27 protein-coding genes and 2 pseudogenes are annotated in these 26,965 nt (G+C 65.1%); 10 read left to right on the top strand and 19 right to left on the bottom strand.

All coding sequences use genetic code 11. From position 1 onward, the window contains the following. Nucleotides 1-86: 86 nt before the first annotated feature. The 3 genes from AC1RQK_RS25195 to AC1RQK_RS25185 form a co-directional block, all read right to left on the bottom strand. Nucleotides 87-746 carry a response regulator gene (locus tag AC1RQK_RS25195; RefSeq protein WP_492371745.1) on the bottom strand — a complete coding sequence of 220 codons (660 nt, stop codon included), beginning with the start codon at nt 744-746 and terminating at the stop codon, nt 87-89. After that, a complete protein-coding gene (locus AC1RQK_RS25190) occupies nt 733-2,397 on the bottom strand; it encodes an MASE1 domain-containing protein (RefSeq protein ID WP_492371744.1) in 1,665 nt (554 codons plus the stop codon). The genes AC1RQK_RS25195 and AC1RQK_RS25190 overlap by 14 nt, the downstream gene beginning before the upstream one ends. 181 nt (nt 2,398-2,578) lie before the next feature. Next, nucleotides 2,579-2,854, bottom strand: coding sequence for a hypothetical protein (locus AC1RQK_RS25185; protein ID WP_492371743.1), 276 nt, complete (start codon nt 2,852-2,854; stop codon nt 2,579-2,581). Between the two features lie 130 nt (nt 2,855-2,984). Here AC1RQK_RS25185 and AC1RQK_RS25180 point away from each other — a divergent pair, with 130 nt between their 5' ends. Then, the gene (locus AC1RQK_RS25180) at nt 2,985-3,278 is read left to right on the top strand and encodes a hypothetical protein (protein WP_492371742.1); all 294 of its coding nucleotides are present in this window, start codon (nt 2,985-2,987) and stop codon (nt 3,276-3,278) included. Between the two features lie 238 nt (nt 3,279-3,516). Then, nucleotides 3,517-3,666, top strand: a pseudogene (locus tag AC1RQK_RS25175) (IS5/IS1182 family transposase); the annotation flags it as partial. 296 nt (nt 3,667-3,962) lie between these two features. On the opposite strand, the gene AC1RQK_RS25170 reads toward AC1RQK_RS25175, so the two are convergent. Continuing rightward, nucleotides 3,963-4,889, bottom strand: coding sequence for a LysR family transcriptional regulator (locus AC1RQK_RS25170; protein ID WP_492371741.1), 927 nt, complete (start codon nt 4,887-4,889; stop codon nt 3,963-3,965). 159 nt (nt 4,890-5,048) lie between these two features. On the opposite strand from AC1RQK_RS25170, the gene AC1RQK_RS25165 reads away from it, so the two are divergent. Further along, the gene (locus AC1RQK_RS25165) at nt 5,049-5,966 is read left to right on the top strand and encodes a pyridoxal-phosphate dependent enzyme (RefSeq protein ID WP_492371845.1); all 918 of its coding nucleotides are present in this window, start codon (nt 5,049-5,051) and stop codon (nt 5,964-5,966) included. 28 nt (nt 5,967-5,994) lie between these two features. Here the strand turns inward: AC1RQK_RS25165 and AC1RQK_RS25160 are convergent, their stop codons facing one another. Both AC1RQK_RS25160 and AC1RQK_RS25155 read right to left on the bottom strand, forming a co-directional pair. Next, nucleotides 5,995-7,305, bottom strand: a complete 1,311-nt coding sequence (locus AC1RQK_RS25160; RefSeq protein WP_492811711.1) for an MFS family transporter — start codon at nt 7,303-7,305, stop codon at nt 5,995-5,997. 100 nt (nt 7,306-7,405) lie between these two features. Further along, complete coding sequence (locus tag AC1RQK_RS25155) at nt 7,406-7,687, bottom strand: hypothetical protein (protein WP_492811709.1); 282 nt, start codon at nt 7,685-7,687, stop codon at nt 7,406-7,408. A gap of 76 nt (nt 7,688-7,763) precedes the next feature. Here AC1RQK_RS25155 and AC1RQK_RS25150 point away from each other — a divergent pair, with 76 nt between their 5' ends. Both AC1RQK_RS25150 and AC1RQK_RS25145 read left to right on the top strand, forming a co-directional pair. Further along, entirely contained in the window at nt 7,764-8,114 is a 351-nt protein-coding gene (locus tag AC1RQK_RS25150) for a hypothetical protein (RefSeq protein WP_492371738.1), read from the top strand. A gap of 120 nt (nt 8,115-8,234) precedes the next feature. Beyond that, the gene (locus AC1RQK_RS25145; protein WP_492371737.1) at nt 8,235-8,435 is read left to right on the top strand and encodes a hypothetical protein; all 201 of its coding nucleotides are present in this window, start codon (nt 8,235-8,237) and stop codon (nt 8,433-8,435) included. A gap of 43 nt (nt 8,436-8,478) precedes the next feature. Here the strand turns inward: AC1RQK_RS25145 and AC1RQK_RS25140 are convergent. From AC1RQK_RS25140 to AC1RQK_RS25125, 4 genes and pseudogenes are all read right to left on the bottom strand, one after another. Continuing rightward, a pseudogene (locus tag AC1RQK_RS25140) lies at nt 8,479-8,740 on the bottom strand (glycine cleavage T C-terminal barrel domain-containing protein); the annotation flags it as partial. Between the two features lie 91 nt (nt 8,741-8,831). Continuing rightward, complete coding sequence (locus tag AC1RQK_RS25135; protein WP_492371736.1) at nt 8,832-9,263, bottom strand: VOC family protein; 432 nt, start codon at nt 9,261-9,263, stop codon at nt 8,832-8,834. 34 nt (nt 9,264-9,297) lie between these two features. Then, complete coding sequence (locus tag AC1RQK_RS25130) at nt 9,298-9,360, bottom strand: hypothetical protein (RefSeq protein ID WP_370565984.1); 63 nt, start codon at nt 9,358-9,360, stop codon at nt 9,298-9,300. Next, nucleotides 9,332-9,586, bottom strand: a complete 255-nt coding sequence (locus tag AC1RQK_RS25125) for a hypothetical protein (protein ID WP_492371851.1) — start codon at nt 9,584-9,586, stop codon at nt 9,332-9,334. Before AC1RQK_RS25125 ends, AC1RQK_RS25130 begins: the two co-directional genes overlap by 29 nt. 115 nt (nt 9,587-9,701) lie before the next feature. Here AC1RQK_RS25125 and AC1RQK_RS25120 point away from each other — a divergent pair, with 115 nt between their 5' ends. Both AC1RQK_RS25120 and AC1RQK_RS25115 read left to right on the top strand, forming a co-directional pair. Then, a complete protein-coding gene (locus tag AC1RQK_RS25120; RefSeq protein WP_492371735.1) occupies nt 9,702-10,475 on the top strand; it encodes a TetR/AcrR family transcriptional regulator in 774 nt (257 codons plus the stop codon). 300 nt (nt 10,476-10,775) lie between these two features. After that, complete coding sequence (locus tag AC1RQK_RS25115) at nt 10,776-11,819, top strand: patatin-like phospholipase family protein (RefSeq protein WP_492371734.1); 1,044 nt, start codon at nt 10,776-10,778, stop codon at nt 11,817-11,819. On the opposite strand, the gene AC1RQK_RS25110 is transcribed toward AC1RQK_RS25115, so the two are convergent. The 3 genes from AC1RQK_RS25110 to AC1RQK_RS25100 all read right to left on the bottom strand — a co-directional run bounded on the left by AC1RQK_RS25110 (nt 11,800) and on the right by AC1RQK_RS25100 (nt 16,914). Next, on the bottom strand, nt 11,800-12,447 hold the full coding sequence (locus AC1RQK_RS25110) for an HD domain-containing protein (protein ID WP_492371733.1): 648 nt from the start codon (nt 12,445-12,447) through the stop codon (nt 11,800-11,802). The two genes, AC1RQK_RS25115 and AC1RQK_RS25110, sit on opposite strands and share 20 nt — an antisense overlap. Beyond that, nucleotides 12,444-15,908, bottom strand: coding sequence for an adenylate/guanylate cyclase domain-containing protein (locus AC1RQK_RS25105; RefSeq protein WP_492811705.1), 3,465 nt, complete (start codon nt 15,906-15,908; stop codon nt 12,444-12,446). The genes AC1RQK_RS25110 and AC1RQK_RS25105 overlap by 4 nt, the downstream gene beginning before the upstream one ends. 97 nt (nt 15,909-16,005) lie before the next feature. Then, entirely contained in the window at nt 16,006-16,914 is a 909-nt protein-coding gene (locus AC1RQK_RS25100) for a LysR family transcriptional regulator (RefSeq protein WP_174424649.1), read from the bottom strand. A gap of 158 nt (nt 16,915-17,072) precedes the next feature. On the opposite strand from AC1RQK_RS25100, the gene AC1RQK_RS25095 reads away from it, so the two are divergent. The 3 genes from AC1RQK_RS25095 to AC1RQK_RS25085 all read left to right on the top strand — a co-directional run bounded on the left by AC1RQK_RS25095 (nt 17,073) and on the right by AC1RQK_RS25085 (nt 19,264). Then, on the top strand, nt 17,073-18,266 hold the full coding sequence (locus AC1RQK_RS25095; RefSeq protein WP_492371731.1) for an MFS transporter: 1,194 nt from the start codon (nt 17,073-17,075) through the stop codon (nt 18,264-18,266). Nucleotides 18,267-18,348: 82 nt separating this feature from the next. Next, complete coding sequence (locus AC1RQK_RS25090; protein WP_492371730.1) at nt 18,349-18,903, top strand: cysteine hydrolase family protein; 555 nt, start codon at nt 18,349-18,351, stop codon at nt 18,901-18,903. Nucleotides 18,904-18,958: 55 nt separating this feature from the next. Then, nucleotides 18,959-19,264 carry an NIPSNAP family protein gene (locus AC1RQK_RS25085; RefSeq protein ID WP_492811702.1) on the top strand — a complete coding sequence of 102 codons (306 nt, stop codon included), beginning with the start codon at nt 18,959-18,961 and terminating at the stop codon, nt 19,262-19,264. A 138-nt stretch (nt 19,265-19,402) separates the two neighbouring features. Here the strand turns inward: AC1RQK_RS25085 and pdxR are convergent, their stop codons facing one another. From pdxR to AC1RQK_RS25055, 6 genes are all read right to left on the bottom strand, one after another. Further along, entirely contained in the window at nt 19,403-20,917 is a 1,515-nt protein-coding gene (gene pdxR / locus AC1RQK_RS25080) for a MocR-like pyridoxine biosynthesis transcription factor PdxR (protein ID WP_492811700.1), read from the bottom strand. 136 nt (nt 20,918-21,053) lie between these two features. Continuing rightward, the gene (gene sorB, locus AC1RQK_RS25075; RefSeq protein ID WP_492811698.1) at nt 21,054-21,713 is read right to left on the bottom strand and encodes a SorB family sulfite dehydrogenase c-type cytochrome subunit; all 660 of its coding nucleotides are present in this window, start codon (nt 21,711-21,713) and stop codon (nt 21,054-21,056) included. An 11-nt stretch (nt 21,714-21,724) separates the two neighbouring features. Beyond that, nucleotides 21,725-22,978, bottom strand: a complete 1,254-nt coding sequence (sorA, locus tag AC1RQK_RS25070) for a SorA family sulfite dehydrogenase catalytic subunit (protein ID WP_492811696.1) — start codon at nt 22,976-22,978, stop codon at nt 21,725-21,727. An 88-nt stretch (nt 22,979-23,066) separates the two neighbouring features. Further along, complete coding sequence (locus AC1RQK_RS25065) at nt 23,067-24,506, bottom strand: NAD(P)/FAD-dependent oxidoreductase (protein WP_043356390.1); 1,440 nt, start codon at nt 24,504-24,506, stop codon at nt 23,067-23,069. Between the two features lie 37 nt (nt 24,507-24,543). Beyond that, nucleotides 24,544-24,954, bottom strand: coding sequence for a nuclear transport factor 2 family protein (locus AC1RQK_RS25060; RefSeq protein WP_492811694.1), 411 nt, complete (start codon nt 24,952-24,954; stop codon nt 24,544-24,546). A gap of 290 nt (nt 24,955-25,244) precedes the next feature. Next, nucleotides 25,245-26,606, bottom strand: coding sequence for an amino acid permease (locus tag AC1RQK_RS25055; protein ID WP_416053301.1), 1,362 nt, complete (start codon nt 26,604-26,606; stop codon nt 25,245-25,247). Between the last annotated feature and the right edge of the window lie 359 nt (nt 26,607-26,965).

Genomic DNA, 26,965 nt, shown 5'->3' with positions numbered 1-26,965 from the left:
CGGCGCCGTTACCGAAGTGATCGTCCTCCTGAAAAAAATGCTTAAAGGTCTCCGGGGGGGGCTTATTCGGTGCGGCGGACTCCGCCTTACTGGCCCTCGATCCACTGAATGGCGAAGCGCATCAGCTCCTTGCCGCTAGGAATATCCAGCTTTTCCTTAATGTTGGCCTGATGTGCCTCGATGGTCTTGACGCTCCGACTCAGTTTCTCGGCGATCTCGCGGGTGCTGAAGCCGAGTCCGATCAGGTGCAGGACCTCGAACTCCCGTTCCGAAAGGCTCGCGATTGAGCCCGCCGGAATCTTCTGGGGAACCGTCAGAGTCCGCGCCAGCTTTTCATGCATTGCGGCGCTCAGGTAGATATTGCCCGCCAGCACCTCGCGGATGGCGTTCATAATCTGCTCTGTGGCCTCGAGTTTCATCAGGTACCCGTTTGCTCCGGCCCGCAGCGCGCGTTCGGCAAACAGGGTTTCGTCATGCATGCTGAGGATGAGGATTGCCAGCTTTGGATAGTGTTGCCGGAGCGTCTTGACAAGATCCAGACCGGAGTTCGAGTGCAGACTGAGGTCCACAATGGCCATATCAGGCTGGCAGGCCATCACCGCCAGGGCATCTTCGGCACTGCCGGCCGCACAGCAGACGTGCAGATCCTCATGCAGATTCAGCAAGTGTGTTAACCCCTCCCGGACGATGGGGTGGTCATCCACGATCAGGATCTGAGTCGCGTGGCCCGGGCTAGATGGCTTCATGTCCCGGACTCTCTGGTATCGGATAGCTGATGGCAACCGTGGTGCCGCCCAAAGCATTGCGGGTGACCATGCAAGAGCCGCCCAGGAGGCTCGCCCGGTGGCGCAGGCTGTGAAGTCCCAGTCCCGAAGCACGCTCCATTTGTTCCAGATCGACCCCCATCCCGTCGTCACTGATGGAAAGCCTCTGCATGCCGCCGTCGCGCTCCAGGTCGATCCAAATGTGGCGGCCCTGGCTATATTTCAGCGCGTTATTGACGGCTTCCTGTGCCGCACGGTAAAGGTTAATCTGCATCGGCGGATCCAGTAAGTCCACATTTGACTCGATGCGGAGCGTGCAGCCTATGCCATTCAGCGCGCGGGTCGTCTGCGCCAGCCCTTGCAAGGCGACCGTGAGGCCACCAGATTCCATGGCGACCGGGTCCAGGCCATGGGCAATCTTGCGGGTCATCAAGGACGCCTGCTTCACCAATTCGACGATGGTAGCCGCCTTCGCGGCGGCTGGGTGGCTATGCTTCTGTAGTTCTTGATTCAAGGTGGCGCAATAGAAGCCCAAGCTGGTGAGGTGCTGCCCGAGGCCGTCATGCAGTTCTCGGCCGATGAGTCTTTGCTGCTGATCGCCGAATCGGATCAGTTCTGCTTCCAATAGACGACGTCGCGCCATCTCCTGCTTCAGTTCATGGTTTGCTAGCTGCAAGTCCTGGGTTCGCTCTTGCACGCGTCGTTCCAACTCGACATGGGATGCCAGCAGGAGGCTATGGATGCGCTTTTCCTGAGCATGTGCCGCCACCAGCAGCAGTCCGGTTACTGCCACGACATTCGCGAAGGCGCACCATCTCACGAGGCTATCCACCGGGGATTCAGCGGCAAAGGGACCGGTGCCGTTCGTGGTGCCCCAGATGGCCACGATTGAGGCCAGCAAGGTTAGGAGGCTGGTGCCCAAGTGATCGAAGCGCAGAGCCGCCCAGATAATGAACGGAAAAATCGCCAGGGCTGCCGGATAGTAGCTGTGCCCGGCAAGTTCGGTGGCGCCGAAAATGACGTAACTCACCCAGAAGATCGCAACGGTCAGTCCGCACGCTTCCACGGCCTGCTTTGCGGAGCGGATAGGGCTCGGATACGTGAACAAGCTGAGCAGCGGCGGGGCCACCACGAGCACCCCCATCATGTCACCGAGCCACCATTTCACAAAGGCCGCTCCGTACTCGGCGACTGACACCAAGCCCCCTCCAAAGAGGGCGGTCGCACCGATCAGCGCACTCACTGCCGTGCTGACAGTCGCAGCCAGGATGATGAAAGCTAACACATCCTTGATGCGGTCCAGGGTGTTCTGGAATCGGGCTACCCGCTTTAACAATAATGCAGCCGTCAAGGCTGCAGTCGTCGCGCCCAGGCCAATCACCGCGGCCACTGGCAGGGGCACCCCCGCCGACATGTTGGCCAAAATGGAACCAATGGCAATGCCGGGGGCAACGGCGAAGCCCATAACGAGCAGCGCAACGAGGGCGATGCCGCTGGAAGGCCACACCAGGGACACCGCACCGCCCACTACCGCATAAGCAAGTCCCAGCTTTGCACCTGCGTAGTACGCCAATGCGACAAATCCGGTGTGAACGAAGAGGCTAAGCCTCGAGTTGCTCGGAATGATGACCATGGTTCGCTTCAAATTCTGGGGACAGTCCCTGCCACATCCAGCCGTTTTCTCGTTAGCCGCAGTGACAATACGCTTGCGAAAGTTGGTGTCCGATGCACCTGTGGCAAATCACGAGTTTGCCCCGAATCGGTGCTAGGCGAAGTGCTGGGACGATCCGTTGAATTCACCCTATGAATCTACGTCAGAACTCTCCTGTGCGGTAAGCGTAGCCGATGGATTCGATGAGATACAGCCCGGGTTGGACGCCAGATTCCGTATGAGCGCGAGCATTGTCGTGCCGGGTTTCGGGTCCTCGGCCAGAATCCAGGCGCAGTTGGCCCTTGGCACCCGGATGCGGTCGACGTCGTATCACCCGCAGATTGCTCAGGACAGATAGCACATGCAGTTGCGCATGGGCGAACGGATCGCTCCCCTCGCCATGCAGCAATGTACGCGGCTGCGTGACATCGTTGACCATGGCTGCCGTGCCCAATAGGGCAATCCCCTAGGCCCTTTTCGGAAGAAGACCTTATTCATGCGCTTGCCTTCAGCGCATACATTGGAGTCGTACAAAGTGGCGGCACTGGAGCGAAAAGGAATGCGTTTCGGTGTTCTTGCAACCACCTGAAAAGGAGGTGAAAGAAATGGTAAAAACAGTCTTACTGCTCGCTGCGGCGGGTGCGGCGCTTGGCGCCGGCGTAGCCTATGCCGGCATCGGGGCGCGAGATGTCTACACCGACGGCGCCAGTGTGTTGGGGCCGCGAGACCCATACTCAGATGGGGGGATGAGCACAAAGTTTGATGTCTATTCAGATGGGGCGAGAGTCACAGATAGACGAGACGTATTCACCGATGGCGCGAGAATCACCAACCGCGATGGGCTGGTTGAGGACAGCATGTAAGCAACGGCAGAAGGGTCCGCAAAAGAACACGTCGTCAGCGCTCAGCGTTCACCGCCGCGAATCAAGCATCTCCCCCGAATAACAGCCTCGGGGGATTCCTTTTTTTACAGCGCCCCCCCCCCCCGCCGGAGACAGGTCAAACCAGCAGACCGCTAGCGTTTGCGGCGTGCCTATTTCGTCAGTTACTGCACCAAGCTGTTGCAGGACTGAAACAGCTTGTGCGGTGAGCCAAGCCACTTGTGGCTCCGGAATGAGTTGCTGGCGACTGCTGCACGCGTGGCAGAAGCCCGGCGTTTGGGATCGTCTCCACCAAGTGTTGTTGGCCATGTTACGTGCGGTGGATAGCATCGACGGGTCACGTGTCATCGCCGATTCCTCTTCCGTTCGTGTATGACTGCTTGATGAAAATCGCAAGCCTTCGTATTACCGCATGATTCCGCTAGAGGAAGGAAGCGGCTACGTGCCATACCCGCTTGCGCAGAAGCAGAATGGACGCAGGCAAGTTCTGATTCTTCCTGGGGGCGCGCAAATCTCGCAAGCCATGTGCGACACGCAGCAGGTGGTGCCGGACACCTGGAGTCACCGGCGTATGGTTGCCGAGAGAGCCTGGAGGTTTTTACGATCTGTATTCCTCCGGGGTAGGCAGAGCACAGGATCAGCGAGGCACACTGAGTGGCTGCGGCCCTATGGCTTGCCGCGTGCGTGTTTTGCCTTGGTGCCGGTGACATGCCGGACCGATTCGATAAAGCGTTGCACGCGTGGCGAGCGGTGCGCTGCCGAATATACGAACTCGATATCGACACCATCGGTCAGGTCGGCCAGCGCGATGAAGGCGATGGTGGGCGGCGCGTGCAGTTGTGAGCTGGCGGGCACCAGCGCGCAGCCCATGCCGGCGGCGACCAGCCCCAGGATGGTTGGCGTGTCGGTGCCGATCTGGACGATATGCGGCGTGAACCCGGCCTTGGCGCACGCCGCAATCAGCAGGCTGTGCTGCGCGCTCGACTTCTCGCGGTTGAACCACACAAAGCGTTCGCCGGCGATGTCGGCCAGCCGCCGCGCGCGCTTCGCCGGCGAGACATGCTGCGCCGGCACGGCCAGCACAAAGCGCTCCCGGTACAGGGCGATGCCGCTCAGGCTGGCATCGTCCGGCGTGCGCCAGGCCATGATGCCGCCGTCCAGCTCTTCGCCGCGGATTGCCTGTGCCTGCTGCAATGACAACAGCGGCTCGATGGAGAGCAGGATCTCCGGGTTGTGCTCCCGGAAGTGCGCAAGAATCGCCAGCGTCACCGGCGAGGCCAGGTAGCTGGGCATGATGCCGAGCGAAAAGGAGCCGGTCTGGCCCTGTGCAATGCGATAGGCCCGGTCGCGTGCCTGTTCCAGCTGCAGCAGCGACTGCTTCGCGTCGTGCAGCAAGCTGGTGCCGGCATCGGTGAGTTGCACGCCCTTGGCATGCCGCTCGAACAACGGGGCGCCGATCACCCCCTCCAGATCCTGGATCTGCCGCGACAAGGCCGGCTGCGTGATGTTCAGCGCCCGGGATGCCGCGATGATGCTGCCTTCTTCCGCGACGGCGATGAAGTAGCGCAAGTGCCGCGTTTCGATGTTTCGCATACTCTGCCAGTTGCCCTCTGAATATTGCTATGCCTTGTAAGTATAGCTTTCGGGATTGATAGGCATTTGACCGCATAGGCGGCAGGCTTCTAACATTCAAGGTTCTTCATGCCAGAACCAAGAAGCGCCACCATGCCCCATGCTGAAAAAGCCCTGCCCGTGAGCCTGCACATCGTCACCCCGCTGCTGCGATCCACGTCCTACTCGGCACGGCTGGGGCGCTCGGTGTGGTTCAAGATGGAGGCCTTGCAGCCCCCGGGCTCGTTCAAGGCGCGCGGCGTCGGCCATGCATGCCAGACCTACAAGGAGTGGGGCGCAAAACGCTTCGTGTGCTCGTCGGGCGGTAATGCGGGCATTGCCGTCGCCTACAGCGGGCGGCTGCTTGGCGTGCCGGTGACCGTCGTCGTGCCCGAGACCACCTCGGCCGCGGCGCGAGAGCGTATCGCGGCCGAAGGCGCCGATCTGGTCGTGCACGGACGCGCATGGAGCGAGGCCAACGATCACGCGCTTTCGCTGATGCGCCCGGAGTATGCGTTTATCCACCCGTTTGACGATCCCCTGCTGTGGGAAGGCCACGCGACGATGATCGACGAGGTGGCCGCCGCCGGCGTCAAGCCGGGCGCGGTGCTGCTATCGGTAGGCGGGGGCGGCTTGCTGTGCGGCGTGCTGGCCGGGCTGGAACGCAATGGCTGGCACGATGTGCCCGTCATCGCGGCCGAGACCGTTGGCGCGGATTCCTACGCCGCTTCGCTGGCGGCCGGCGCGCAGGTCGAGCTGCCCGCCATCACGAGCATCGCGACCTCGCTGGGTGCCAAGAGCCCTTGCGCCAAATCGCTCGAGTGGTCAAAACTGCATCCGATCGTCAGCGAGGTGGTCACGGACAAGGAAGCGGTGGGCGCGTGCCTGCGCTTTTTGGCCGAGCACCGGATCGTGGTGGAGCCGGCATGCGGCGCGGCGCTGGCCGCGCTGGAGCGCAAGCCTGCCGCGGTGACGGCGGCGAGCGACGTGCTGGTCATCGTCTGCGGCGGCGCCGGTGCCACGGCCGAACAGCTGCAGGCCTGGGATCGCGCCGCCTGACCGAAGCCCGGTGTATGGCCCTGGCGCCTCAATACTCGTGGCGCAGGTGCCTGGCCTGGCGCGGCAGGCGCAGGCTGACCCCGAACGCCAGCGCCATCATCGCCGTCACATACCAGTAGAACACCGATTGATGGCCGGCTGACTTCAGCGCCAGCGCCACGTACTCGGCCGAGCCGCCAAAGATCGCATTGGAGATCGCGTACGCAAGCCCCACGCCCAATGCGCGCACTTCCGGGGGAAACATCTCCGCCTTCACGATGCCGCTGATCGATGTGTAGAGACTCACGATTGCCAGTGCGATCGAGATCAGCACGAAGGCCGCGAGCGGCCTGGAGACAATCTGCAGGGCGCTCAGGAGCGGCACGGTGGCAACCGTCCCCAGCGCGCCAAAGGCAAGCATATTGCTGCGCCGGCCAATGCGATCGGACAATGCGCCAAACAGCGGCTGCATGCACATATAGACAAAGAGGCTGCCGGTCATCACCGTGCTTGCCGTCTTGATGGACATGCCGGCGGAGTTCACCAGGTACTTCTGCATATACGTGGTGAACGTGTAGAAGATCAGCGAGCCACCGGCGGTATAGCCCAGTACGGTAAGGAACGCCGCCTTGTGATGCCGGAACAGCGCGGCGAGGCTGCCTGCCTCCTTGTTGCCGCGCGTAGCCGCGGATGACGTTTCGCGCAGCGTGCGGCGCAATGCCAGTGCCACCACGGCGGTGAGCGCGCCGATCACAAACGGAACGCGCCAGCCCCAGCTCCGCAGCTGCGCCTCATCCAGCAGTTGCTGAAGCACCACCACCACCAGCACGGCCAGCAACTGGCCACCGATCAGCGTGACGTACTGGAACGATGAGAAGAACCCGCGCCGCCCCTTGAGCGCGATCTCGCTCATGTACGTGGCCGTGGTGCCATATTCCCCGCCGACCGACAAGCCTTGCAGCAGCCGCGCCAGCAACAGCAGCGCGGGCGCCCAGTTGCCGATGGCGCCGTAGGTGGGCAGGCAAGCGATCAGCAGCGAGCCGAAGCACATCATCAGCACCGAGATCAGCATCGAGTTCTTGCGTCCGTGGCGGTCCGCAATCCGCCCGAACAGCCAGCCGCCGATCGGCCGCATCAGGAAGCCCGCGGCGAAAACGCCGGCGGTATTCAGCAGTTGCGCAGTGGGGTCGGACTTGGGGAAGAACGAGGGGGCGAAGTAGATGGCGCAGAACGCGTAGACGTAGAAGTCGAACCACTCGACCAGGTTGCCGGAGGATGCGGCAACGATGGCGTAGATGCGCTTGCGGATGTCTTCAGGGGAGGGCCGCTGGAGCGGTGCAGGGCGAGGAGAGTCTGTCATTCGGGGGCGGCCGGGAGTGTTCTGTTTCTTGTGATGGCAGTCTGGGGCCAGGGGAAGGGCGTGCAGAGTGTACCCATGCCATACGCGCGGACAACATGATTTAAAGTCGCGCGGGCCAGTCGGGTTTTGCATGCGCCGATGCGGCCATGGCGCGATCCATCACCGTACACGCGCGGCTCGTGCGGTTTTGTGTTGTGAAAAATTCGACTGGAAGTGAGACGTTTAATTCATCCCAGGAATGATTCGCCGTGGCTACACTGTGTGCTTGTACCGCGCTGCTCAACGCATCGAACGCATCGAACGCATCGAACGCATCGAACGCATCGAACGCATCGAACGCATCGAACACGCGGTGCAGATCAAAAGGCGAAACAGACGACATGCGGGACGCAAGAATCCGCCTATCCCGCTCCACACCCAGTGGAAAGTGCCGCCCAATCTGGAATTAAGCAGCAATCATGAATAAGAAGCGCTTCACGACCCTTGTTTCCGCAGCCGCCTTCGGCGTCTGCCTCCTGGCCGCAACGCAAGCCGGTGCAACGGGTCCGAAAGATAGCACCAACGCCGGCGACAAGTACGGCTACGCACTCCACAATGGCAAGCGCGACCCCTTCACCGACGGTGCCCGCGTTGGCGACCGCCGCGATCCCTTCACCGATGGCGCTCGCGTTGGCGACCGTCGCGACCCGTTCACGGACGGCGCGCACGGCAGCGCAGCTGCGGCACTGAACCTCGCCGGGCGCGACCTGACCGGCGTGTCGGCCCCGCCGGCGCATGGCGCGGCTGACAACCGCCAGGCCAGCGCCTGATACAGCGCTGCCGGTCCGGCCCCGGGACCCCTCCACCCACGGCCGGACCGGCAAGTATGCAAATATCAAGATCCTCCACGCAATGTCATTGCCATTGCCAATTCTGTCTCAAGACAAATCATGAAAACCATCGTGCTGGCGCTGCTGAGCGTCACGACCCTCGCTGCCTCGCTGCCCGCCTTTGCCGGTCCCGACTGGAGCGTTATCGAACGCGCGCGCGCCCAGAAGCAGGCGCAGGCAAAGCAGCAAGCGCAGACGCCTTGCGCACTGAAGTCCAACCAGGCAACGGCCACGTCCGGCCCCGACGGCAAGCAAGGCTGAGCCTTACCGTTATCGCTAGTTATCGCTCCCCCGTGGGCCGGCTCTGCAGCAGCGCCAAGCCCACCGGGCAACCGAGCGTATGCCCGAAGGCCGCCGAGGTGACAAAGCCCGCCGGGCGCACCGCGCCGCCGCCGCTTCAGCAGTGCCTCGCGGCCACGGAACGGGATCGGCTTGTCGAGCTTGCAGGCGAAGGATAGCCCCGCCTCGAAGGGGTTGATGTCGGTGGTCAGCTCGCAGCTCCAGGCGCGGTAGCCTTTCTCGATGCGCAGGGATTCGATGGCGTAGTAGCCGGCGTTGGCCAGGCCAATAAAAGACACAATATGCAGCATAACGAGCAATGAAAAAAGCCACGCCGGAATGACCGGCGTGGCTTGGCTCAGTCTGATGCAGCGCGGCTCAGGACTCCAGGACGATGACCATCCACATCAAGCCGAAGCGGTCGGCCGTCATGCCAAAGCGTGGCGAATAGAAGGTCTTGCCCAGTGGCATCATCACCTGGCCGCCCTCGGCCAGGGCGTTGAACACGCGGTCGGCGCTGGCCACATCGGGCACGGTCACGGACAGCGAGAAGCCCTGGAAATCGGGCTTGCCCGTGCACCGGCCATCGGACATCATCACCGTGGTCTCGCCGATGCGCATGGACATGTGCATGATCTTCTCTTCGGTGCCGGCCGCGGGCGCGCAAGCGCCTTCGGGCGGGGGAGACTCCGGCGGAGGCGCCTCCTTGAAGCGCATCATCATGACCACCTCGGCGCCGACGGCGCGCTTGTAGAACTCAGCCGCCTCCTCGCAACGGCCTTCAAAGAACAGATAGGGTTGGACTAGCATCTTGTCTCCTTTCCACTTCCAGGGTTGAAACGCGTCAGGGGTTGAAACTCACCGGCATCGATGCGTGCTCATGCACTACCAGCCATCGGCCAGCGATCTTGCGAAAACAAATGGTGGCGCGCACCCAGGGTCCGCAAGTGCGCGGGCGGCGCCACATCGAAGATGACCACGTCTTCAGCATAGTTGCGCATCATGGCAACGGCGTCTTTCGCGCGCATGGCGTTGACCCAGGTGTCGACCAGGGCACGCACTTCGGCTTCGCTGGCAAGGTGCGAAGAGGACGAGGGCGAGGGCGACGAGGGGGACGATGTGGAGTTTGCCATCCTTGCTCCTTGAGCGACGGGGGGCCGCAGGGTCATGGCGACGATCCGGTCAATCATTGTGTACACTGTCCACTACAATAGTAAAGAAAATGGACGCTGTCCACATGGTGAGGAAATGACCGGCGCAAAGCGCTCTTCAAGTATCCCGCGCACCACGCGCATCGCGAGCCCAACGGATTCGGCCGACGCCGGCGGCACTGCCGTTCCCGCCGTTCCCGCGGATGCGGCGGCAGCCACCACCCCAGCGCTACGCAGCACCTACCGGCACGGCGACCTGCGCCGCGCGTTGCTGGAAGCCGGCATGGAGCTGGCGCGCGATGGTGGCCCGGATGCGGTCGTGTTGCGCGAGGCCACCCGGCGCGCCGGGGTCGTGCCCAATGCCGCCTACCGCCACTTCGCCGGCCGCCAGGACTTGCTGCAGGCGGTACGCGCCGCTGCGCTGGCGTCGCTGGCGCAGGCCATCGAGGCTCAACTCGCCGCGCTGGACGCCAGCGCGGCACCCGCGGACTTCGCGCGCGCCAGCCTGCGCGCGGTCGGCACCGGCTACATGCAGTTCGCGCTCGCCGAGCCCGGCCTGTTCCGCACGGCATTCTCGGTGCCGGACGAACTGGAAGGCGTGCCGGTCCCTGACAAGGCGGGCGACAGCGGCCTCAACCCCTACCAACTGCTCGGCGCGGCGCTGGACCGGATGATGGAGGCCGGCGTGCTGTCCGCCGCGCGCCGTCCCGGCGCCGAATACCTCGCGTGGTCCGCCGTGCATGGCTTGTCGATGCTGGTCATCGACGGGCCGCTGCGCATGGTGGCGATGTCGCCAGGGCAGGCACACCAGATCGGGCAGCGGTTGCTGGATATGGTGGAGAAGGGGCTGCAGGCGGCCGATGAGCTGTGACCGGTAACCGGTAACGCGCCGGGATTGCCTCGCGCATTGGCGCAGCTTGTCCGTTCCCAACCTGAAAGCGGCGCGACGCCAGCGTATCCGGCGCAGCAGTCCTTTCCCTCCTCCGGGAACCAAGTGCTAAGAAGCCCTAACAAAATGCGCATCAAGGTGTTAACTTCAAATATCTTTTGTTAGCCTTTGCGTTGCTTCGCGCGCAAAGGACGTGGCCAAACCAATACTTGACGACGGACCGTGGGCGCTTATCCAGCCACCGCTATCGCCGGCTTGTCAGGGATGGAAGGGGAGCATCGCATGAGTCCTGACAATGGGGAACAGAATGGGGAACAGAAAGCTGTGGCCCTTGCATTGCAGGGCGGTGGCATGCATGGCGCGTTTACATGGGGGGTCCTCGACCGGCTGCTCGAGGACGGGCGACTCGGCATCGAGGGCGTCAGCGCGACGAGTGCGGGCGCCATGAATGCCGCCGTGCTGGCTTACGGGCTGTTGCAGGGAGGGCGCGACGGCGCGCGCCAGGCGCTGCATGACTTCTGGCTCGCTATCGCCCAATCGGCTGAACGATACAGTCCATTGCGCTGGGTGCCGTGGATCAAGGGGACACACACCCTGGGCCTGGACCATTCTCCGCTGTATGCGATGGCCGACATCGTTCTGCGTCTCCTGTCGCCATACCAGTTCAATCCCAACAACATGAACCCGCTGCGGGATGTGTTGGCGAAGCAGGTAGATTTCGAAGCGTTGCGCCAGCGCTGCCCCATTCATCTTTACCTGTGCGCGACCAATATCGAGACCGGAAGGATACGCATCTTTTCAGGCGAGGACCTGTGCATCGACGCGGTACTGGCATCAGCCTGTGTGCCAACGCTGTTCCAGGCAGTGGCCATCGATGGCCAGCACTATTGGGACGGCGGCTATGTTGGCAACCCGGCAATTTTCCCGCTGATTTATCACTGCAATACCCATGACGTCGTGATCGTGCACATCAACCCGATCGTGCGCCGTGGCGTGCCGACCACGGCCGCGGACATTCTCAATCGCGTCAGCGAAGTCAGCTTTAACTCATCCCTCATCCGAGAGATGCGCGCCATCGCATTCGTGACTTCGCTGATCCAGCAAGGCAAGATCGACCGGAGCGAAATGAAGGAGATGATGATCCACTCGATCCGGTCGGATGAGACGATGGCCGCGCTGGGCGTGTCGAGCAAGTACAACGCTGACTGGGCCTTCCTTTGTTCGCTGCGTGACAAGGGAAGGACTGAGGCCGGGACGTGGCTGGAGGCGCACTACGACCACATTGGCCAGCGTTCGACCATCGATATCAGAGGGGAATTTCTTTGATGCAAGACGAGGCCCCGGATGCCGCCGGCTGCGCAAGCCGCCACGCCAGGTTGCGGCGTGCGCGCGCTTCATAGCGAGCATGGAACAGATCGGTGTGATAGATGCGAGGGCGATCAAGCAGGGCGCGCAGGAAAGCCCGTTCGGCGCAATCATAGGCAACCTCATCCAGGTCAGGACGCTCGGCCCGCAAGTGCGCGCCGTTCTGGCGAAAGCGCGCGCGGGCACAACCCAGCACGGCAAGGTCGATGTCGGCGGTAAATTGGCCTGCCAGATTCGCGGCCATGCCGGCATGTGAGGTGCACAGGATCATCCCGGCGATGCGCTCCGTTGCGGCAATCCGGCCTCCGGCCCAGTAGCGGAGCCACTCAACGCTGCGTTGCTCATTGTCTTGCGCCCCGGGAATATAGATGACGTCGTGGCACCAGAGCGCCAGCTCGACGGCGTCAGTATCGGGAATCGCGCTGCGCGCCCAGTCCAGATCGCGCAGGCAGCGGCGAACATGGTGGAGCGTGTGATAGTGCCGTGCCGGCTCGGCATAGCAGCGCGCAAGATCCGCATAGGCCTCGACAGCCTGCGTGCCGCCCGAACGCGACCACAGTGCCAGGAAGCGGGTTTGCATCTGAGTCATTCGGGAGAAGGCACCGGGGTCGTGCCATCCTGCCGCGTCAGATCATCCAGGAGGGCTTTGGCCTCTTGCCAGTCTGCGGTATCGGAGCCCTCGCGGAAGCTGCCATGGATTACCGCCAGCGCACGGCGCGCCGCGCTCAGCTTTCCTTGCCGGCGCCATAGGCCGGCCAGGCTCAGCACGGCTTGCAGTTCCAGTGACCGGGCACCCTGGTCGCGGGCGACCGCGATCGCTTTCTGAAAGCACGCTTCGGCTTCATCGCTGCCGGTGGGCGACAAGGGTGCCAGGCTTGACTGCCGGAGTATCAGTTCTCCCTTGAGGCGATACAGCGTCGCTTCGTCAAGCCGCTCTCCCGTCTCTTCTGCCAAGGCTTGCGCCTCGGCCAGCGCAGCTAGTCCGGCATGGATTTGCCCCGCCTTTCCGTAGGCATCCGCGAGCAGGGCCAGAAGATTTGGCTGTCCCAGCGCTGCGCCGGTCTCCTGATAGGCGGCCAGGCCCCGCTGTATCTGGGCTATCCCCTCCGCATGATTCCCCTGTTCGGCAAGCACCCAGCCAAGCAGGACGGTTCCCCACGCCAGGTAGATCGGGAATCCCTGCTCGCACGAGACCGCGATGGCGGCCTCGGCGTACTCGCGGGTCAGTTGCACCTCCCTGCGGCACAGGTGCACTTCAGCCGCAAAGACAAGGCAAAGTGCGAGGTTAAAGGCGTCCGGGCGCGTCCTGGCCATCGCCAGGGCCTCCTGGCTGCGCGTGCGGGCCTGATCCGGCATGCCGAGGTACCACAGGATCCAGCCCAATGTGCTCGTGGCGTGGACGGCCGGATCCCGCCCGTATCCGAGGAGAAAGTCATACACGGGCGGGTCCGGGCGCTGCAATGCCAGCACCTGTTCTATATGGTCGCGGGCCATGTCCAGCTTGCCAAGGCGGAACACCGTGGCGCCGATCGCGCGATGCGCCTCGGCAAGCTGCTTAGGCTTCTGCGTTTCCAGGGCGAGGCCAAGCAACCGTTCCCCAAGGGGGTGTGCAATCTCGTACTGCGCACGCAGCTGATAAAACGCCCACAGTCCGAGCTGAGCCGAGAAGGCGTATGGTGTTTGCCTCTCCTGCTCGCACAAGGCCAGCGCGCGCTTGTAGTTTGCCTCCACATCCGGGGAGGCCTGACCGCGAGCGGCCATCAGGGCCGGGCCGAGGGTGAGCAGCAGCGTGAGTTCCTGGCGCGTGCGTTCGGGGTTGTCCGGCATCCGCTTGAGCAGTTCGATGGCGGTACTCAGGTGCCGGATCGCTTCAGCCTGGGCCGAACGCTGGAGGGCCTGCTGGCCGGCACAGTGGAGGTAGGCAACAGCCTTTGGAATATTGCCACTACGGCTGTAGTGGTGCGCGAGCTCGCTGCAGTAGTCTTTCAGCCGACCATGGAAGAGGGCCTCGATGGCCTGGCCCGTACTCTCATGCAGCGCGCTGCGTCGCTCGGTGAGCAGCGAATTGCCGGCAACCTCCTGCGTCAGGGCGTGCTTGAAGGCGTACTCGATTTCCGGGAATGCGGGCCGCTCGTAAATGAAATCCGCCGCCTGCAGGTCGGCCAGAAGCGGGCGCAGCTTGTCTTCGGCCAGGCTGGTGACGTGCAGGATGAGACTCAATGGAAACTCCTTGCCGATTACGGCCAGGGTTTGCAGCAGTTCTTTCTGGGCGAGCGGGAGCCGGTCGATACGGGCCGCGAGCACGCCTTGGACGGTGGTCGGGATGTGCAGCAAGGCGGGCGCCTTCTCGATGCGGTAGCAGCCGGGCTGGCCGAGCAAGGCGGTCTCCTCGACCAGAGTCTGGACCACTTCCTCCATGAAAAACGGATTGCCTTCGGTCTTGTCCAGGATGCGTCGCTTCAGCGGCACCAGGCTGCGATCATCACCGAGCAGCGCGGTGAGCAGTCCCTGGGCTTCGGTCGGGCCCAATGGCTGCAGGCTCAGCTGGGCGTAGTTGTCTTTGGAGCCCCAGTCATGGGAATACTCCGGGCGGTAATTGACCAGCAGGATGATCCTTGCCCCCGGCACATGGTCGATAAGCAGATTGAGGAAGGCCTCGGTTTCGCTGTCCAGCCATTGCAGATCCTCGAAAATGACCTCGAGGGGCTGATTCAGGCTCTCGCGGACCAGCAGGCAAGCAATCGCTTCGAAGGTGCGTTGACGTCGGATCGAAGCGTCCATGGTCGGCAGTGCCGAGCCGGGTTCGATGCTCCCGAGCAGATAGAGCAAGTAGGGCAGATGACTTTCCAGGGAGCGCTCCAGCGTGAGCAGCCTGCCGGTCACCTTCTCGCGGCAGCTTCGGTCGCTGTCCTGTGCGGTGATCTGAAAGTAGTTCTTCAAGAGCTCGATCAACGGTAGATAGGCGAAGGCCTTGCCGTGCGAAACCGAGAAGGTCTCCAGCGCCAGGCAGTCCGCCTGCGATCTCGCTTTGAACTCATGGAACAGCCGGGATTTTCCGACCCCGGCCTCGCCAACCACCGCAACGACCTGCCCGCGGCCCGCCTTGGCCAGCGCCAGCGCGTTGTGCAACTGTTCCAATTCGGCCTGGCGCCCCACAAACCTGGCCAGGCCACGGTGCGCCGCGATTTGCAGGCGCGTGCGCATTGCCCCGAGGCCCATCACCTCATAGACCGCCAGCGCATCCCGGACGCCTTTGACATGTGTGGTGCCCAGGGCCTTGAACTCGAAATACCCCTCCGTCAGCTTATGGGTGGATTCGCTGACGAGGATGGACGCCGGCGTGGCGATACCTTCCATGCGCGAGGCGATGTGGATCGTATGCCCGACCGGATCGTAGTCCGTGTGCAAGTCATCCTTGCGAATCGAGCGCACCACGACCTCGCCCGTGTGGATGCCGATCCGGATCTGAAGCGGTATGCCTTGCTCCAGACGGACCTGGTCACTGTGCCGGCGCATCGCTTCCTGCATGCGCAGGGCTGCGTACAGGGCCCGCAGGGCATGGTCCTCGTGGGCAATGGGGGCGCCGAACAGCGCCAGGATGCCGTCGCCGAGGAACTTGGCCACGTAGCCTTCGTAGTGGTGCACGGCCTCCATCATCAGCGTCACCACGGGGTCGATGAGGCGGCGCGTTTCCTCGGGGTCCAGGTCCTGGGTCAAGGCCGTCGAGCCCGCCATATCGGCGAACAGGGCCGTGATGGTCTTGCGCTCACCGGCCGTTTCGCCCCGGGCCTCCATTGCCGCCTGCTCAGCCAGGATGCGCTCGGCCAGATGGGGAGGCGTGTAGTGGACAGGGGCCGGGACTGCTGGCCCGGAAGGCAGAGGCGATCCTGACGGGGAATCCATGAGCGGAACGCCACAGGCGCGGCAGAATTTGGCAATGGGGGTGGCCTCCGCGCCGCACTGCGGGCACATGCGCGCAAGCCGCGCCCCGCACGCCTCACAGAAGTTGGCGCCTGCGAGGTTCGCGTAGCCGCAATTCGTGCAGCGCATATCGCCCTCCTGCCGCCTCATCTTGAAACAGCCTCCAAATGATTAGACGCGCGATCGGCGCTTGTAGCAAGCCAGGCGTCTCGGCGGATCCGCGTCCCTAAGTTCCCATCTCCACCCGCTCCGCCAGGAAATCCAGCAGCGCCCGCACCCGCGCCGGCAAGTGGCGGCCCTGGCCCAGGTATACCGCATGCACCGCCTCCAGGTCGCCGGGGTTGAACGCTTCCAGCAGCGGCACCAGCCGCCCGGCGGCGATGTCCTCGCGGACCTGGAACACGGCCATCCTGGCCAGCCCCAGCCCGCCGACCACGATCCGCCGCAGCGCGTCGCCATTGCTGGTCATGGCATTGCCCAGCGGCGCCACCATGGTGGCTTGCCCGCCTTCGAGCATCGGCCAGCCTTCGATCGCGCGCGCGTAGCCTAGCTTCAGGCAGTTGTGCCCGGCCAGGTCGGCGGGCACGCGGGGCGTGCCGCAGCGCGCCAGGTAGGCGGGCGCGCCCACCACCACCATGCGGGTCTCGCCCAGCTTGCGGGCCACCAGCTGCGAGCTCTTCAGCTCGCCGGCGCGGATCGCCACGTCGGTGCGTTCCTCCATCAGGTCGATGACCTGGTCGGTCAGCACGATATCGAGCTGGATGTCCGGATACAGCGCCAAAAATTCCGGCACCAGCGGCAGCAGGAAGTGGTCGCCAAAGGGCACGTTGGCATTGATGCGCACGCGGCCGTGGGGCACGGCGCTGGCGGCGGCACCGCGCTCGGCATCGTCCAGGTCCGCCAGCACGCGCACGGCGCGTTCATAGAAGGCACTGCCTTCCGCCGTGAGCTCGATGCGGCGCGTGGAGCGGTTGACCAGTCGCGCGCCGAGCCGGGCCTCCAGCCGCGCCACCAGCTTGCTCACGGCCGACGGCGTCATGCGCAACGCGCGCGCGGCGGCGGAGAACCCGCCCTGTTCCACCACCCGCACGAACACTTCCATCTCGCCGGAGCGGTTGACTTCGAGCCTCGACATTGTGAATTCAATTCATAAATGTTGTTCGTGTGGGCAGTCTACCGCACCAATCTCCCCGTCCCCATACTTCGCAGCATGCTGCTCCGGCTTCCTGGATTGCATGTAACCCATACCGCATACCGCATACCGCATACCGCATACCGCTTCACATACTCCCTATGCCACTCGCTCTCTATGCCTTGACCGCCGGCGCCTTCGGCATCGGCGTCACAGAATTCATCATCATGGGCCTGCTGCTGGAGGTCGGGACCGACCTCGGCGTCTCCATCGCGGCGGCGGGCTTGCTGATTTCCGGCTACGCGCTCGGCGTGGTGGCCGGCGCGCCGGTCATGACCGCGCTGACCGCCCGCTGGCCGCGCAAGACGGCGCTCCTTGGCCTGATGGTGATCTTCACCATCGGCAACGCGGCCTGCGCGCTGGCGCCAAACTATGCGCTGTTGATGGCCGCGCGGGTGCTCACCGCGCTGGCGCACGGCACGTTCTTTGGCGTGGGCTCGGTGGTTGCCACCGGGCTGGTGGCGCCGCACAAGCGCGCCTCTGCCATTGCCGTGATGTTCACCGGGCTGACGGTGGCGAGTGTGCTCGGGGTGCCGTTCGGCACCTGGCTCGGCCAGGCCTACGGCTGGCGCGCCAGCTTCTGGGCGGTGGCCGCCGTCGGCTTGGTGGCGGTGCTGGTGATTGCCTTGGCGGTGCCGGCCGAACGCGAAGCACCGCAAGCCCCGGACCTGCGCCGCGACCTGCGCGCGCTGATGCGCCGGCCGGTACTGCTGGGGCTGCTGACCACGGTGCTGGGCTATGCCGGCGTGTTTGCGGTGTTCACGTATATCGCGCCAATTCTGACGCAGATCACCGGCTTTGCCGACAGCGCCGTCTCGCCCATCCTGCTGGTCTTCGGCGTGGGCCTGGTGGCCGGCAACCTGCTTGGCGGCAAGCTGGCGGACCGCCATCTGCAGGCCACCGTGCTTGGCAGCATGCTGGCGCTGGCCGTGGTGCTCGGGCTGATGAGTTTTGTCCTGCACAGCAAGGTGCTGTCCGTGATCTTCATCGGCCTGCTGGGCGTGGCCGCCTTCGCAACCGTGGCGCCGCTGCAGATGTGGGTGCTGGAGCGTGCCCGCGGTGCAGGGCAGAGCCTGGCTTCGAGCTTCAATATCGCGGCCTTCAACCTGGGCAATGCCATTGGGGCGTGGCTGGGCGGGGTGGTCATCACGCGCGGGCCAGGGCTTGGCGCCGTGACCTGGGTGGCGGCACTGGTGCCGGTAGCGGCAGTGGCCGTGGCGCTGCTGGCCATTCGGCTTGATCGCGGGACGCCGGCGGATGGTGGAGTCAAGCTGGCCTCGCCGCCTTTGCATTGATTTCGGCGCATTGCGTTGCGGTCGCGCGGAGGGTCGCTTATGCTGGCGGCTGTCCTGCCAACGGCCATCCGCCCTTCGTTTGATGCAAACCGCTCTGATCGTGATTGACGTACAACGTGGCCTGTTCGACGACGCGCCACGGCCGGGCGATGCCGATGCCGTGCTCGGCCGCATCAACGGCCTCGCGGCACGGGCGCGCGCAGCCGGCGTGCCGGTGGTGTTCGTGCAGCACGAGCAGGCTGGCGGCGCGCTGTCGTTCGGCTCGCCAGGCTGGGAGTTGGAGCGCACGCTGGTCGTAACGGCCGACGACCACCGCGTGCGCAAGACCACGCCCGACTCCTTTCTGCATACCGAACTCGCCGCGCTGCTGGACCGCCTCAGGGCGAAGCACCTGGTCATCTGCGGCTATGCCACCGAGTTCTGCGTGGACACCACCGTGCGCCGCGCCGCCGGGCTTGGCTATTCGATCACGCTCGCCGCCGACGCGCACACCACGCACGACAAGCCACATGCCAGCGCCGAGCTGATCCGGCGCCACCACAACGCCACGCTGCCGGCCATCACCAGCTTCGGCCGGCCGATCCGGGCGCTGGCGTCGGAAGTCATCGGGTTTGGCGGCGGCGCGGCGGGCGGCTGAGGCAAGAGAAGGCCGCATCGTCAAAGCAAAATCAACCCAGGACAACCACCCCACCATGATCACCTGCTACCTGCGCTATATCGTCGACCCCAACAAGGTCAAGGAATTCGAGCACTACGGCAAGCTGTGGATTCCGCTGGTCGAGAAATTCGGCGGCCAGCATCATGGCTACTTCCTGCCGTCGGAAGGCGCCAACAACGTGGCGCTGGCCTTGTTCTCCTTCCCCAGCCTTGCGCTGTACGAGGTCTATCGCAACCAGTCCTTCGACGATCCGGCGTGCCAGGCGGCGTTCCGCTACGCGCAGGAAACGCAATGCATCGTCAGCTACGAGCGTAGTTTCTTCCGGCCGGTATTCGAGTAAGGCGAGTAAGGCGAGTAAGGCGAGTAAGGCGAGTAAGGCGAGTAAGGCGGGTAGGGCGGGTAGGGCGGGTAGGGCGGGTAGGGCGGAGCAAACCAACGCATCGCGTGCGCGGCCGCGCCGTGCGCCTTCACCGGGCCGTCACCGCACCATCGCCTGCCCGATCAACTGCCCCAGCAGCTTCACTCCTTCCTCGATCCGCTCTTCCGCAATGGCCGTATAGCCCATGCGCAAGTGCGGCGACGGCGCATCGGTAGAAAAGAACACGTCGCCCGGCTCGATGATGACGCCGTGCGTGAGCGCGATCGCGGCCAGCTTGCGGGCGTCGAGCCCGGGCGGGCCTTCCACCCAGAACGATGACGCGCCGGGCGAGTTGCGCGCGCGCGCCTGCGGCAGGTGGCGCGCCAGCATGTCGCGCAGGATCTCGGCGCGGCGCTGGAAGATGGGCGCCACGCGCCGCAGCAGCGCGTCGTGGTGGCCCAGCGAGATGAACAGCGCCGTGGCGCGCTGATTGTTGGCGGGCGGATGGCGCAGCATGAAGCGGCGCAGCGCGCGCGCCTGGCGGATCACGGCGGCAGGGGCGACGATGTAGCCGAGCCGGATGCCGGGCACGAAGGATTTGGACAGGCTGCCCACGTAGATCACGCGGCCATCGCGGTCCAGGCTTTTCAGCGCGGGGATGGGCTGGGTCAGCGCGGGGTTCTCGGTGTCGTAGTCGTCCTCGATCAGCACCACGTCGTGGCGGCGGGCTTCGAGCAGCAGCGTCTCGCGCCGTTCCAGCGGCATGGTGACCGTGGTGGGGCACTGGTAGCTGGGCGTGATGAAGGCGTAGTCGCACTGGGCCAGCGCGTCGTCGGGGCACAGGCCGGACTCGTCCACCGCCAGCGGCACGACCTCGCGCGCGCGCATGCCGAAGATGTGGCGCGCATCGTTATAGCCCGGCTCTTCCAGCCCGACCCGTGCGCCTTGCATCAGCAGGTCGGCCAGCAGGTAGAGCGCGTTTTGCGCGCCCATGGTGACCATGATCTCGTCGGGGTTGGCCCACACGCCCCGGCGCGGCAGGATGTGCTTTTGCAACTGCTCGATCAGCAGTGGATCGTCGCGGTCGATCAGGTCCGACGCCCAGCCGCGGATCTCCAGCACGGCCAGCGCCATGCGCGAGCATTCGCGCCAGTCGGCGGTGGGAAACAGCGCGGGGTCGAATTGGCCGTAGATGAAGGGGTAGGGATAGTTTTGCCACTCGCTGGGCTTGACGATCGCACGTTTGCCGGTCATGTCCGGCAGCCGCGCGTCCCAGTCCGGGCGGCCTTCGCCTGTGTCCTCGGGGATGGCCGCGCCAATGGCCCGGGCCTGCGCTGAGCCAGGCCTGGCGGCGCTGGGCAACTGTTCCACCACGAAGTAGCCGCGCCGCGGCTTGGTCTCCAGGAAGCGCTCCTCGACCAGTTGCTGGAAAGCCAGGATCACCGTGTTGCGGGCGATGCCCAGCGTGGCCGCCAGCTCGCGGCTGGAGGGCAGGGCGCTGCCTTCCGGCAACTGCCGGGCGAGAATGGCCGACACCAGCTGCTGGCGCAACTGCGCCTGCAGGCTGACGCCGGAATCGGAGGAAAGCTGCAGCAGCCGGTTCCAGAACGTGTTTGCCTTGCCTACGCTTGCCATGCCGCTCCCGTTGCTGTGGCCATTGCCGTGGACGCCGTTGTGGAGGTGCGCCGGGCCGTTGTCATGTGCGGCAGATTATGGGCGAAGCCGCGCGCCGGGGAAATGCGGGTTGCCCGCAGTCCGGCGCCACGGCTTCTCAGCGGCCGAGGATCCACCCCGCCAGGCTTTGCAGGTCTTCCTTGGAGAGTGCGGCATAGGCCGGCATCGGCACTTGCCCCCACTTGCCCGCGCCGCCCGCGCGGATGTTCTGCGCCACCAGCGCCGCAGCGCCCGGCTGGTTCGCGTACTTTGCCGCGACCTCCTTGAACGCGGGCCCCACCACCTTCTTGTCGACGGCGTGGCAGGCGGTGCAGCCATTGGCCGCGAGCAGGGCCTGGGGATCATGGCTGCCGGCGATCAAAGCTGAGGCAGCCGGCGCTGGCGCGCTGCCTGGCGCCGCGGGCGCGGCAGCGTAGGCCGTGCGTTCCGCGCCATAGGTCTTGGTCAGGTAGTCGACCATGGCGGGGATGTCTTCATCCGCGAACGGCGCGCCGAAAGGCTTCTTCATCTTCTTGACCGTCGCCTCCCAGTAGCCGCGCGGCGACGATGGCGGTTGCGTCAGCACGTACTGCGCGGAGTGGCAGGTCATGCAGTTCTGCTGCACCAGGCGATAGCCGGGCAGGTCGCTCGGCGTGTAGCGCGCGGTCTCTGGCGGCAGCGTGATTTCCAGTGCTAGCGCGGCGCTCGCCATGCCGGCAGCGCACAGGGCAAAGGCGACTATCCCGCCGTGGCGGCGCAAGGGCTTGGCGAGTTGCATGGCGGCCTCCTTCATGCTGCCACCACGCGCGTGGTTTCCACCACGTTGCGCATATAGCCGGCGGGGTTCCACAGCGCGGTGAGCGGCTGGCTCTGGCCGATGCGGTTGCTGGCGCGCACCTTCAGTTCGTATTCGCCCTTCCTTGGCGGCGTGAACGCCGCCGTCCATTCGCGGAAGGAGTAGCGGCCCAGATCCTTGCCCAGTTGCGCCGCGCGCCAGGTGCGCCCGCCGTCCGTCGACAGGGCCACCTCGTCAACGCCATGGCCGCCGTCGAAGGCGATGCCGCGCAGCACGGTCTGGCGCCCGGCCTGCACCCTGGCGCCATCGGCCACGCTGGTGATGAAAGAGCGCACATTGAAGCGGTTGATCGGCACCGTGCGCGCGGGGGCCGTGCCGGGCGCCACGCAGGCGCAGGGATTGTCGGGAATGCGATAGGCCGCGTTCATCCAGAACCCGTCGAACGGCTTGTCCAGCACCTGGATATCGGCCAGGTGCTTGACCCAGTAGGTGCCGTAGTAGCCCGGCACGATCAGGCGCAGCGGATAGCCGTTGAGCATGGGCAGGTCCGCGCCGTTCATGGCCCAGGCGAGCATGACCTCGCCGTCGAGCGCGTGGTCGATGGCCAGTGCCTTGACGAAGTCCGGGCTGCCTTCCAGCGGCGGGCGGTCCATGCCGTCAAAGCTCACCTGCATGGCGCCGGCTTGCACGCCGGCCTTGTCCAGCAGCGCTTTCAGGGGCACGCCGGTCCAGCGCGCATTGCCCATGGCGCCGTTGCCGAGTTGCCCGCCGTTGGCGCGCGGCGAGAAAAAGCCCCGGCTGTTGCCCGAGCACTGGTTGACCGCCACCAGGTCCACCGGGGTGGCCAGGCGCTTGATCTCGTCGAGAGAGAGTTCCAGCGGGGCGTTGACCTTGCCGCCCACGCGCAGCCGGTAGGTTTGCGGATCGATGCTGGTGGGGATGCCGCTCCAGTGGTAACGCACGAAGAAGGCATCGTTGGGCGTGATCGGGCCCTCGTTGAACACGCCAAACGGGGTCTCCAGCTGCGGCGGCCGGCTGGTCAGCAGGATCAGCGGGCGCTTCTGGGGGAAGGCCACCAGTTCGCGCTCGCCGTTCTCGAACGGCATCTCGATGCGCGCATCGGCGGCGGCCGCCAGCGCTTGCAGCGCCGGGTGGGTCAGCGCGGCGCCGGCGCCGAGTGCGCCGAGCGAGCGCAGCACGCCGCGGCGGCCTGGCTGCGGGGGTACGGATTGATGGCCTCGGCCCATGCCTGGCTCCTCGTCTTGAGTGGGATAGCGGTTCTTGGGGGACCCCGCATTTATTAACCTTCAACCTTCAACCTGCAGCCTTCCAGGTTCAGATCACTTCATCCTTCATGTGATACCAGCGATACAGGAACCACTGCCCGAAGCGGCGGAACGGCGCGAACGCCTGCGCTTCCACCATCTCGCGCACATTCGGGAACGGCAGCGCCGAGCGGAAGATCGGCAGTTCCGGCCCCGCGCTCTTGCCCGCGATCAGCGCCGCCATGCGCTTGCCCGCCTGCGCGGAATACATCACGCCGTTACCGCCGTAACCCATTGCGTAGTAGATGGTCTGGGCCGGGTCCGGCTGGAAAATGCGCGGCATCATGTCATGGCTCACGTCGACCCAGCCCCACCAAGAATAGTCGATCTGGATGCCTTCGAGCGCAGGGAACTTGCGGTGCAGGTCGGCAATGAGCTTGTCCTTGTACTTATGCTGCGGCGCATCGTTGCCGGTGATGGCGCTGCGGCTGCCGATCTGCAGGCGGCCGTCCGGCATCAGGCGGTAGTAGTGCCGCAGGATGCGGGTATCGGTGATGACCTGCGTCGTGCGGAAATTGCACGCCTCGCGCTCCGTGGGCGTCAACACGCGCGTGACGATGGAGTTCGACAGGATCGGGAACAGCCGGTTCTTGAGCTGCGCGTGCAGGCTCGGCGAGGTATAGCCGCCGGTGGCCACGCCCACCGCGCGGGCGCGCACGATGCCGCCAGGCGTCTTGAGGTAATGCACGCCACCGCGCGTCTCCCAGCTCAGCACCGGGCTGGAGGGATGCACCTTGGCGCCCAGCGCGCGCGCGCGGCGCAGGTAGCCGAAGGCCAGCTTGCCGGCATGGATGCCGATGCCTTCGGGCTCATGCATGGCGCCGGCGGCTTCCTTGTCGTCGACGTACTCGCGCTTGACGGTGTCGGCATCCAGGATGCGCGCGTCGTACTTGAACACGTCGCGCAGCACCTTGGCTTCCTTTTCCAGCGCGGGCATGACCTTGGCGCGGTGGGCGATGTAGAGGTGGCCACCGGGCTGCGGTTCGCAGTCGATGTCCTTGATCAGCCCCTTGAAGGTCTCCATGCCGTCGCACACTTCTTCATGCAGCCGCAGCGCGGTGTCCAGGCCGTAGCGCTGGATCCACTGCGAGCGCTTGAGCCGGCCCGAGGCGCATTGCGCCTGGCCGCCGTTGCGCGTGCTGCAGCCCCAGCTCACGCGGTTGGCCTCCAGCACGGTCGCCTTGATGCCGTGCTCCTGCGCGAGGAAGATCGCGCAGGTCAGCCCGGTGAAGCCGGAGCCGATGATGGCCACGTCCACGTCGATATCGTGCGTGATCGGGCCATCGTCGGGCGGCGGCTCGCCGGCCGTGCCGATCCAGTAGGTGGGAGCGTACTCGCGGCCCTGGCCGGGCGTGGGCGCGACCAGCGGGTCGTAGGCCGGGTCGTACGGCTTCGAAGGCGCGGTGGCGTGGCCTTCGGGCAGGATCAGTCTTGCGGCGGTGGCGTCCATGTTTGTCATCCTCAAATGCCCTCTGGCGGGGCTGGAATCAGTTGGCGGCGACGGAGCCGGCGGCGGCAACGGGCGGGCGATCCTTGCGGTACGCGTTCTTCACCGCGATCTTGCCGTCGCGGAAGGTGAACACGTCCACCATGCGCGCCTCGATGCGCGTGCCGTCCGCCTTGGTGCCGCGGAAGGTGGATTCGCTGACGCCGCGCTCGCCAGCGACGAAATGCTCGCCGTCAAGCCACGCTGCATCGGGAAACGCCTGCCAGGCCAGCTGGAAGCCCTCGCGCACGGCGGCGCGGCCTTCGAAGCTGCGGCCGAACAGTTCGCTGCCGGCCACGGCGTGGAACACGCAGTCCTCGGCCATGAAGCCCATCAGCGCTTCGATATCGTGGCGGTTCCACGCGTCGCTGAAAGCTTGCAGGGTGGCTGCGGTTACCTGGGGGTTTGCCATTTGCGTCTCCTTGATGTCCTTGTTGGTGCCGGTGATCCGGGTGCCGGACCTGTGCGGCTTATGACTGCAGCATAGAGAGGTGAAGCGCAATGCTGTAGGGCCAGATCCGATGAATCGTTTGGGCCAGTGCGCTCCCGGAATGCCGTGCATCAGGTACACGGCCGGGCAGGCGCGGGCGGGCCGGCGCGCAGGATGGCCGCGGCGGCCTGCAAGGCGTTGGGAGGCGTTGGGAGGCAGCGGGAGGCCGCGATGGCACGCATCGCGGCAAGCCGGTTCAGGCGCTGGGCGTGTCAGTCAGCCCGCCGCACCTCGCCCAGCGGCGCGGCGGCCGCGTGCTTTCGGAGCTGCTGGCGCACGGCGTACGCCAGCACCAGGATGCCAAGGCTGGCCACGCCGAGTAGCAGCGGGGTGCGCTGGTCGGGGATAAAGGCCATGGCCACGACGATCCCGACCATGCCAGCGATGGCGACCCAGGTCAGGTAGGGGAAGGCCCACATCCGCACCTTGAGCCGGTGCGGCGCCTCGCGCTCCAGGCGGGCGCGCAGGCGCAACTGCGAGATGGCAATCAGGATGTAGACAAAGATGGCGACGGTGCCATAGGAGTTGACCAGGAAGGCAAAGACCTTGTCCGGCGATACATAGGACATCACCACCGCGCCGTAGCCGAACAGCGTGGCGAACAGGATGGCCCTGACCGGCACGCCGTTGCGGCTCAGCCTGGCCAGCCCCTTGGGCGCATCGCCGCGCTTGGTCAGCGCGAACAGCATGCGCGACGAGGCGTACAGCCCGGAGTTCAGCGCCGACAGCACGGCGGTGAGCACGACCGCGTTCATGATCTGCGCAGCTGCCGGGATGCGCATGGCATTGAGCGCGCTGACATACGGCGTGGCGATGCCGGCGGAGTTCCACGGCACCAGGCACACCACCAGCAGCACCGAGCCCACATAGAACACCAGCACGCGGGTGATGACCGAGCTGGTGGCCCTGGCCACCGCCTTTTGCGGCTCGGCGGTTTCCGCCGCGGCGATGGTGACGATCTCGGCGCCGAAGTAGAACCCCGTCGCCGCTACCGCGCCTGTCAACACCGGCATGATCCCGTTAGGCGCAAAGCCGCCATGCACGGTGAGGTGCGCCACGCTGGCGGTAGCGCCCGGCCACATGCCGAGCACGAACAGCCCGGCCAGGAACAGGAACACGACAATGGCAGCCACCTTGATCGAGGCGAACCAGAACTCGAATTCGCCAAAGGACTTCACCGAGATCAGGTTGGTGAGCGTGAGCATCACCAGCAGCACCAGGCTGATGCTCCACGCGGGAACGTCCGGGAGCCAGAACTGCACCAGGCTGGCCCCGGCCACGGCCTCCAGCGCGACCACGATCACCCAGAAATACCAGTACATCCAGCCGGTCAGGAACCCGGCCAGCTCGCCCATGGCCGGGCGGTCGCTCCAGGCTTCGCGGGCGTATTCGTAGAAAGAGCCCACGGTGGGCAGCGCGCACGCCATTTCGCCCAGCATGCGCATGACGAGCACCACCAGCAAGCCGGTGATGAGAAAGGAAATGACAGCCGCCGGGCCGGCAGACTTGATGACGACGCCACTGCCGACGAAAAGGCCTGCGCCAATGACGCCGCCCAGCGCGATCATGGTCATGTGGCGCTGTTTCAGCCCGTGCTTCAGGCCGCTGGATTGCTGCTGCTGATGGTGAATCACTTTGCTTGTCTCCTGCTCTGCCCAGGGGTCACGCGCCACGGCTTATATAGTAGTTCGTAGGTTGGCGAATGGCTCGCCGCCGGGGGCCGTGGCCGCGCTCGATGACACCGGAGCGGGTTGCGGCAGGCGGCGCGTATCGCATGCGCCGCCTGCCGCCGGGTCCGGATCATCCCCTGCCCGGCATGTCCGGGCAAGGGATGGTCACGTGCTTGTCTGCTCAGCGCTCAAACGTAGTCCTTGTACTTGTCGAGCATGCGCACGGGCTTGGCCAGCGCGTCGCGGCGGAACGGGTCGCCGAG

This window comes from Cupriavidus sp. GW822-FHT02D05, assembly GCF_058802485.1.
Note: the sequence above shows the minus strand (reverse complement) of the source record. Positions and strands in the feature narration are given on the sequence as shown.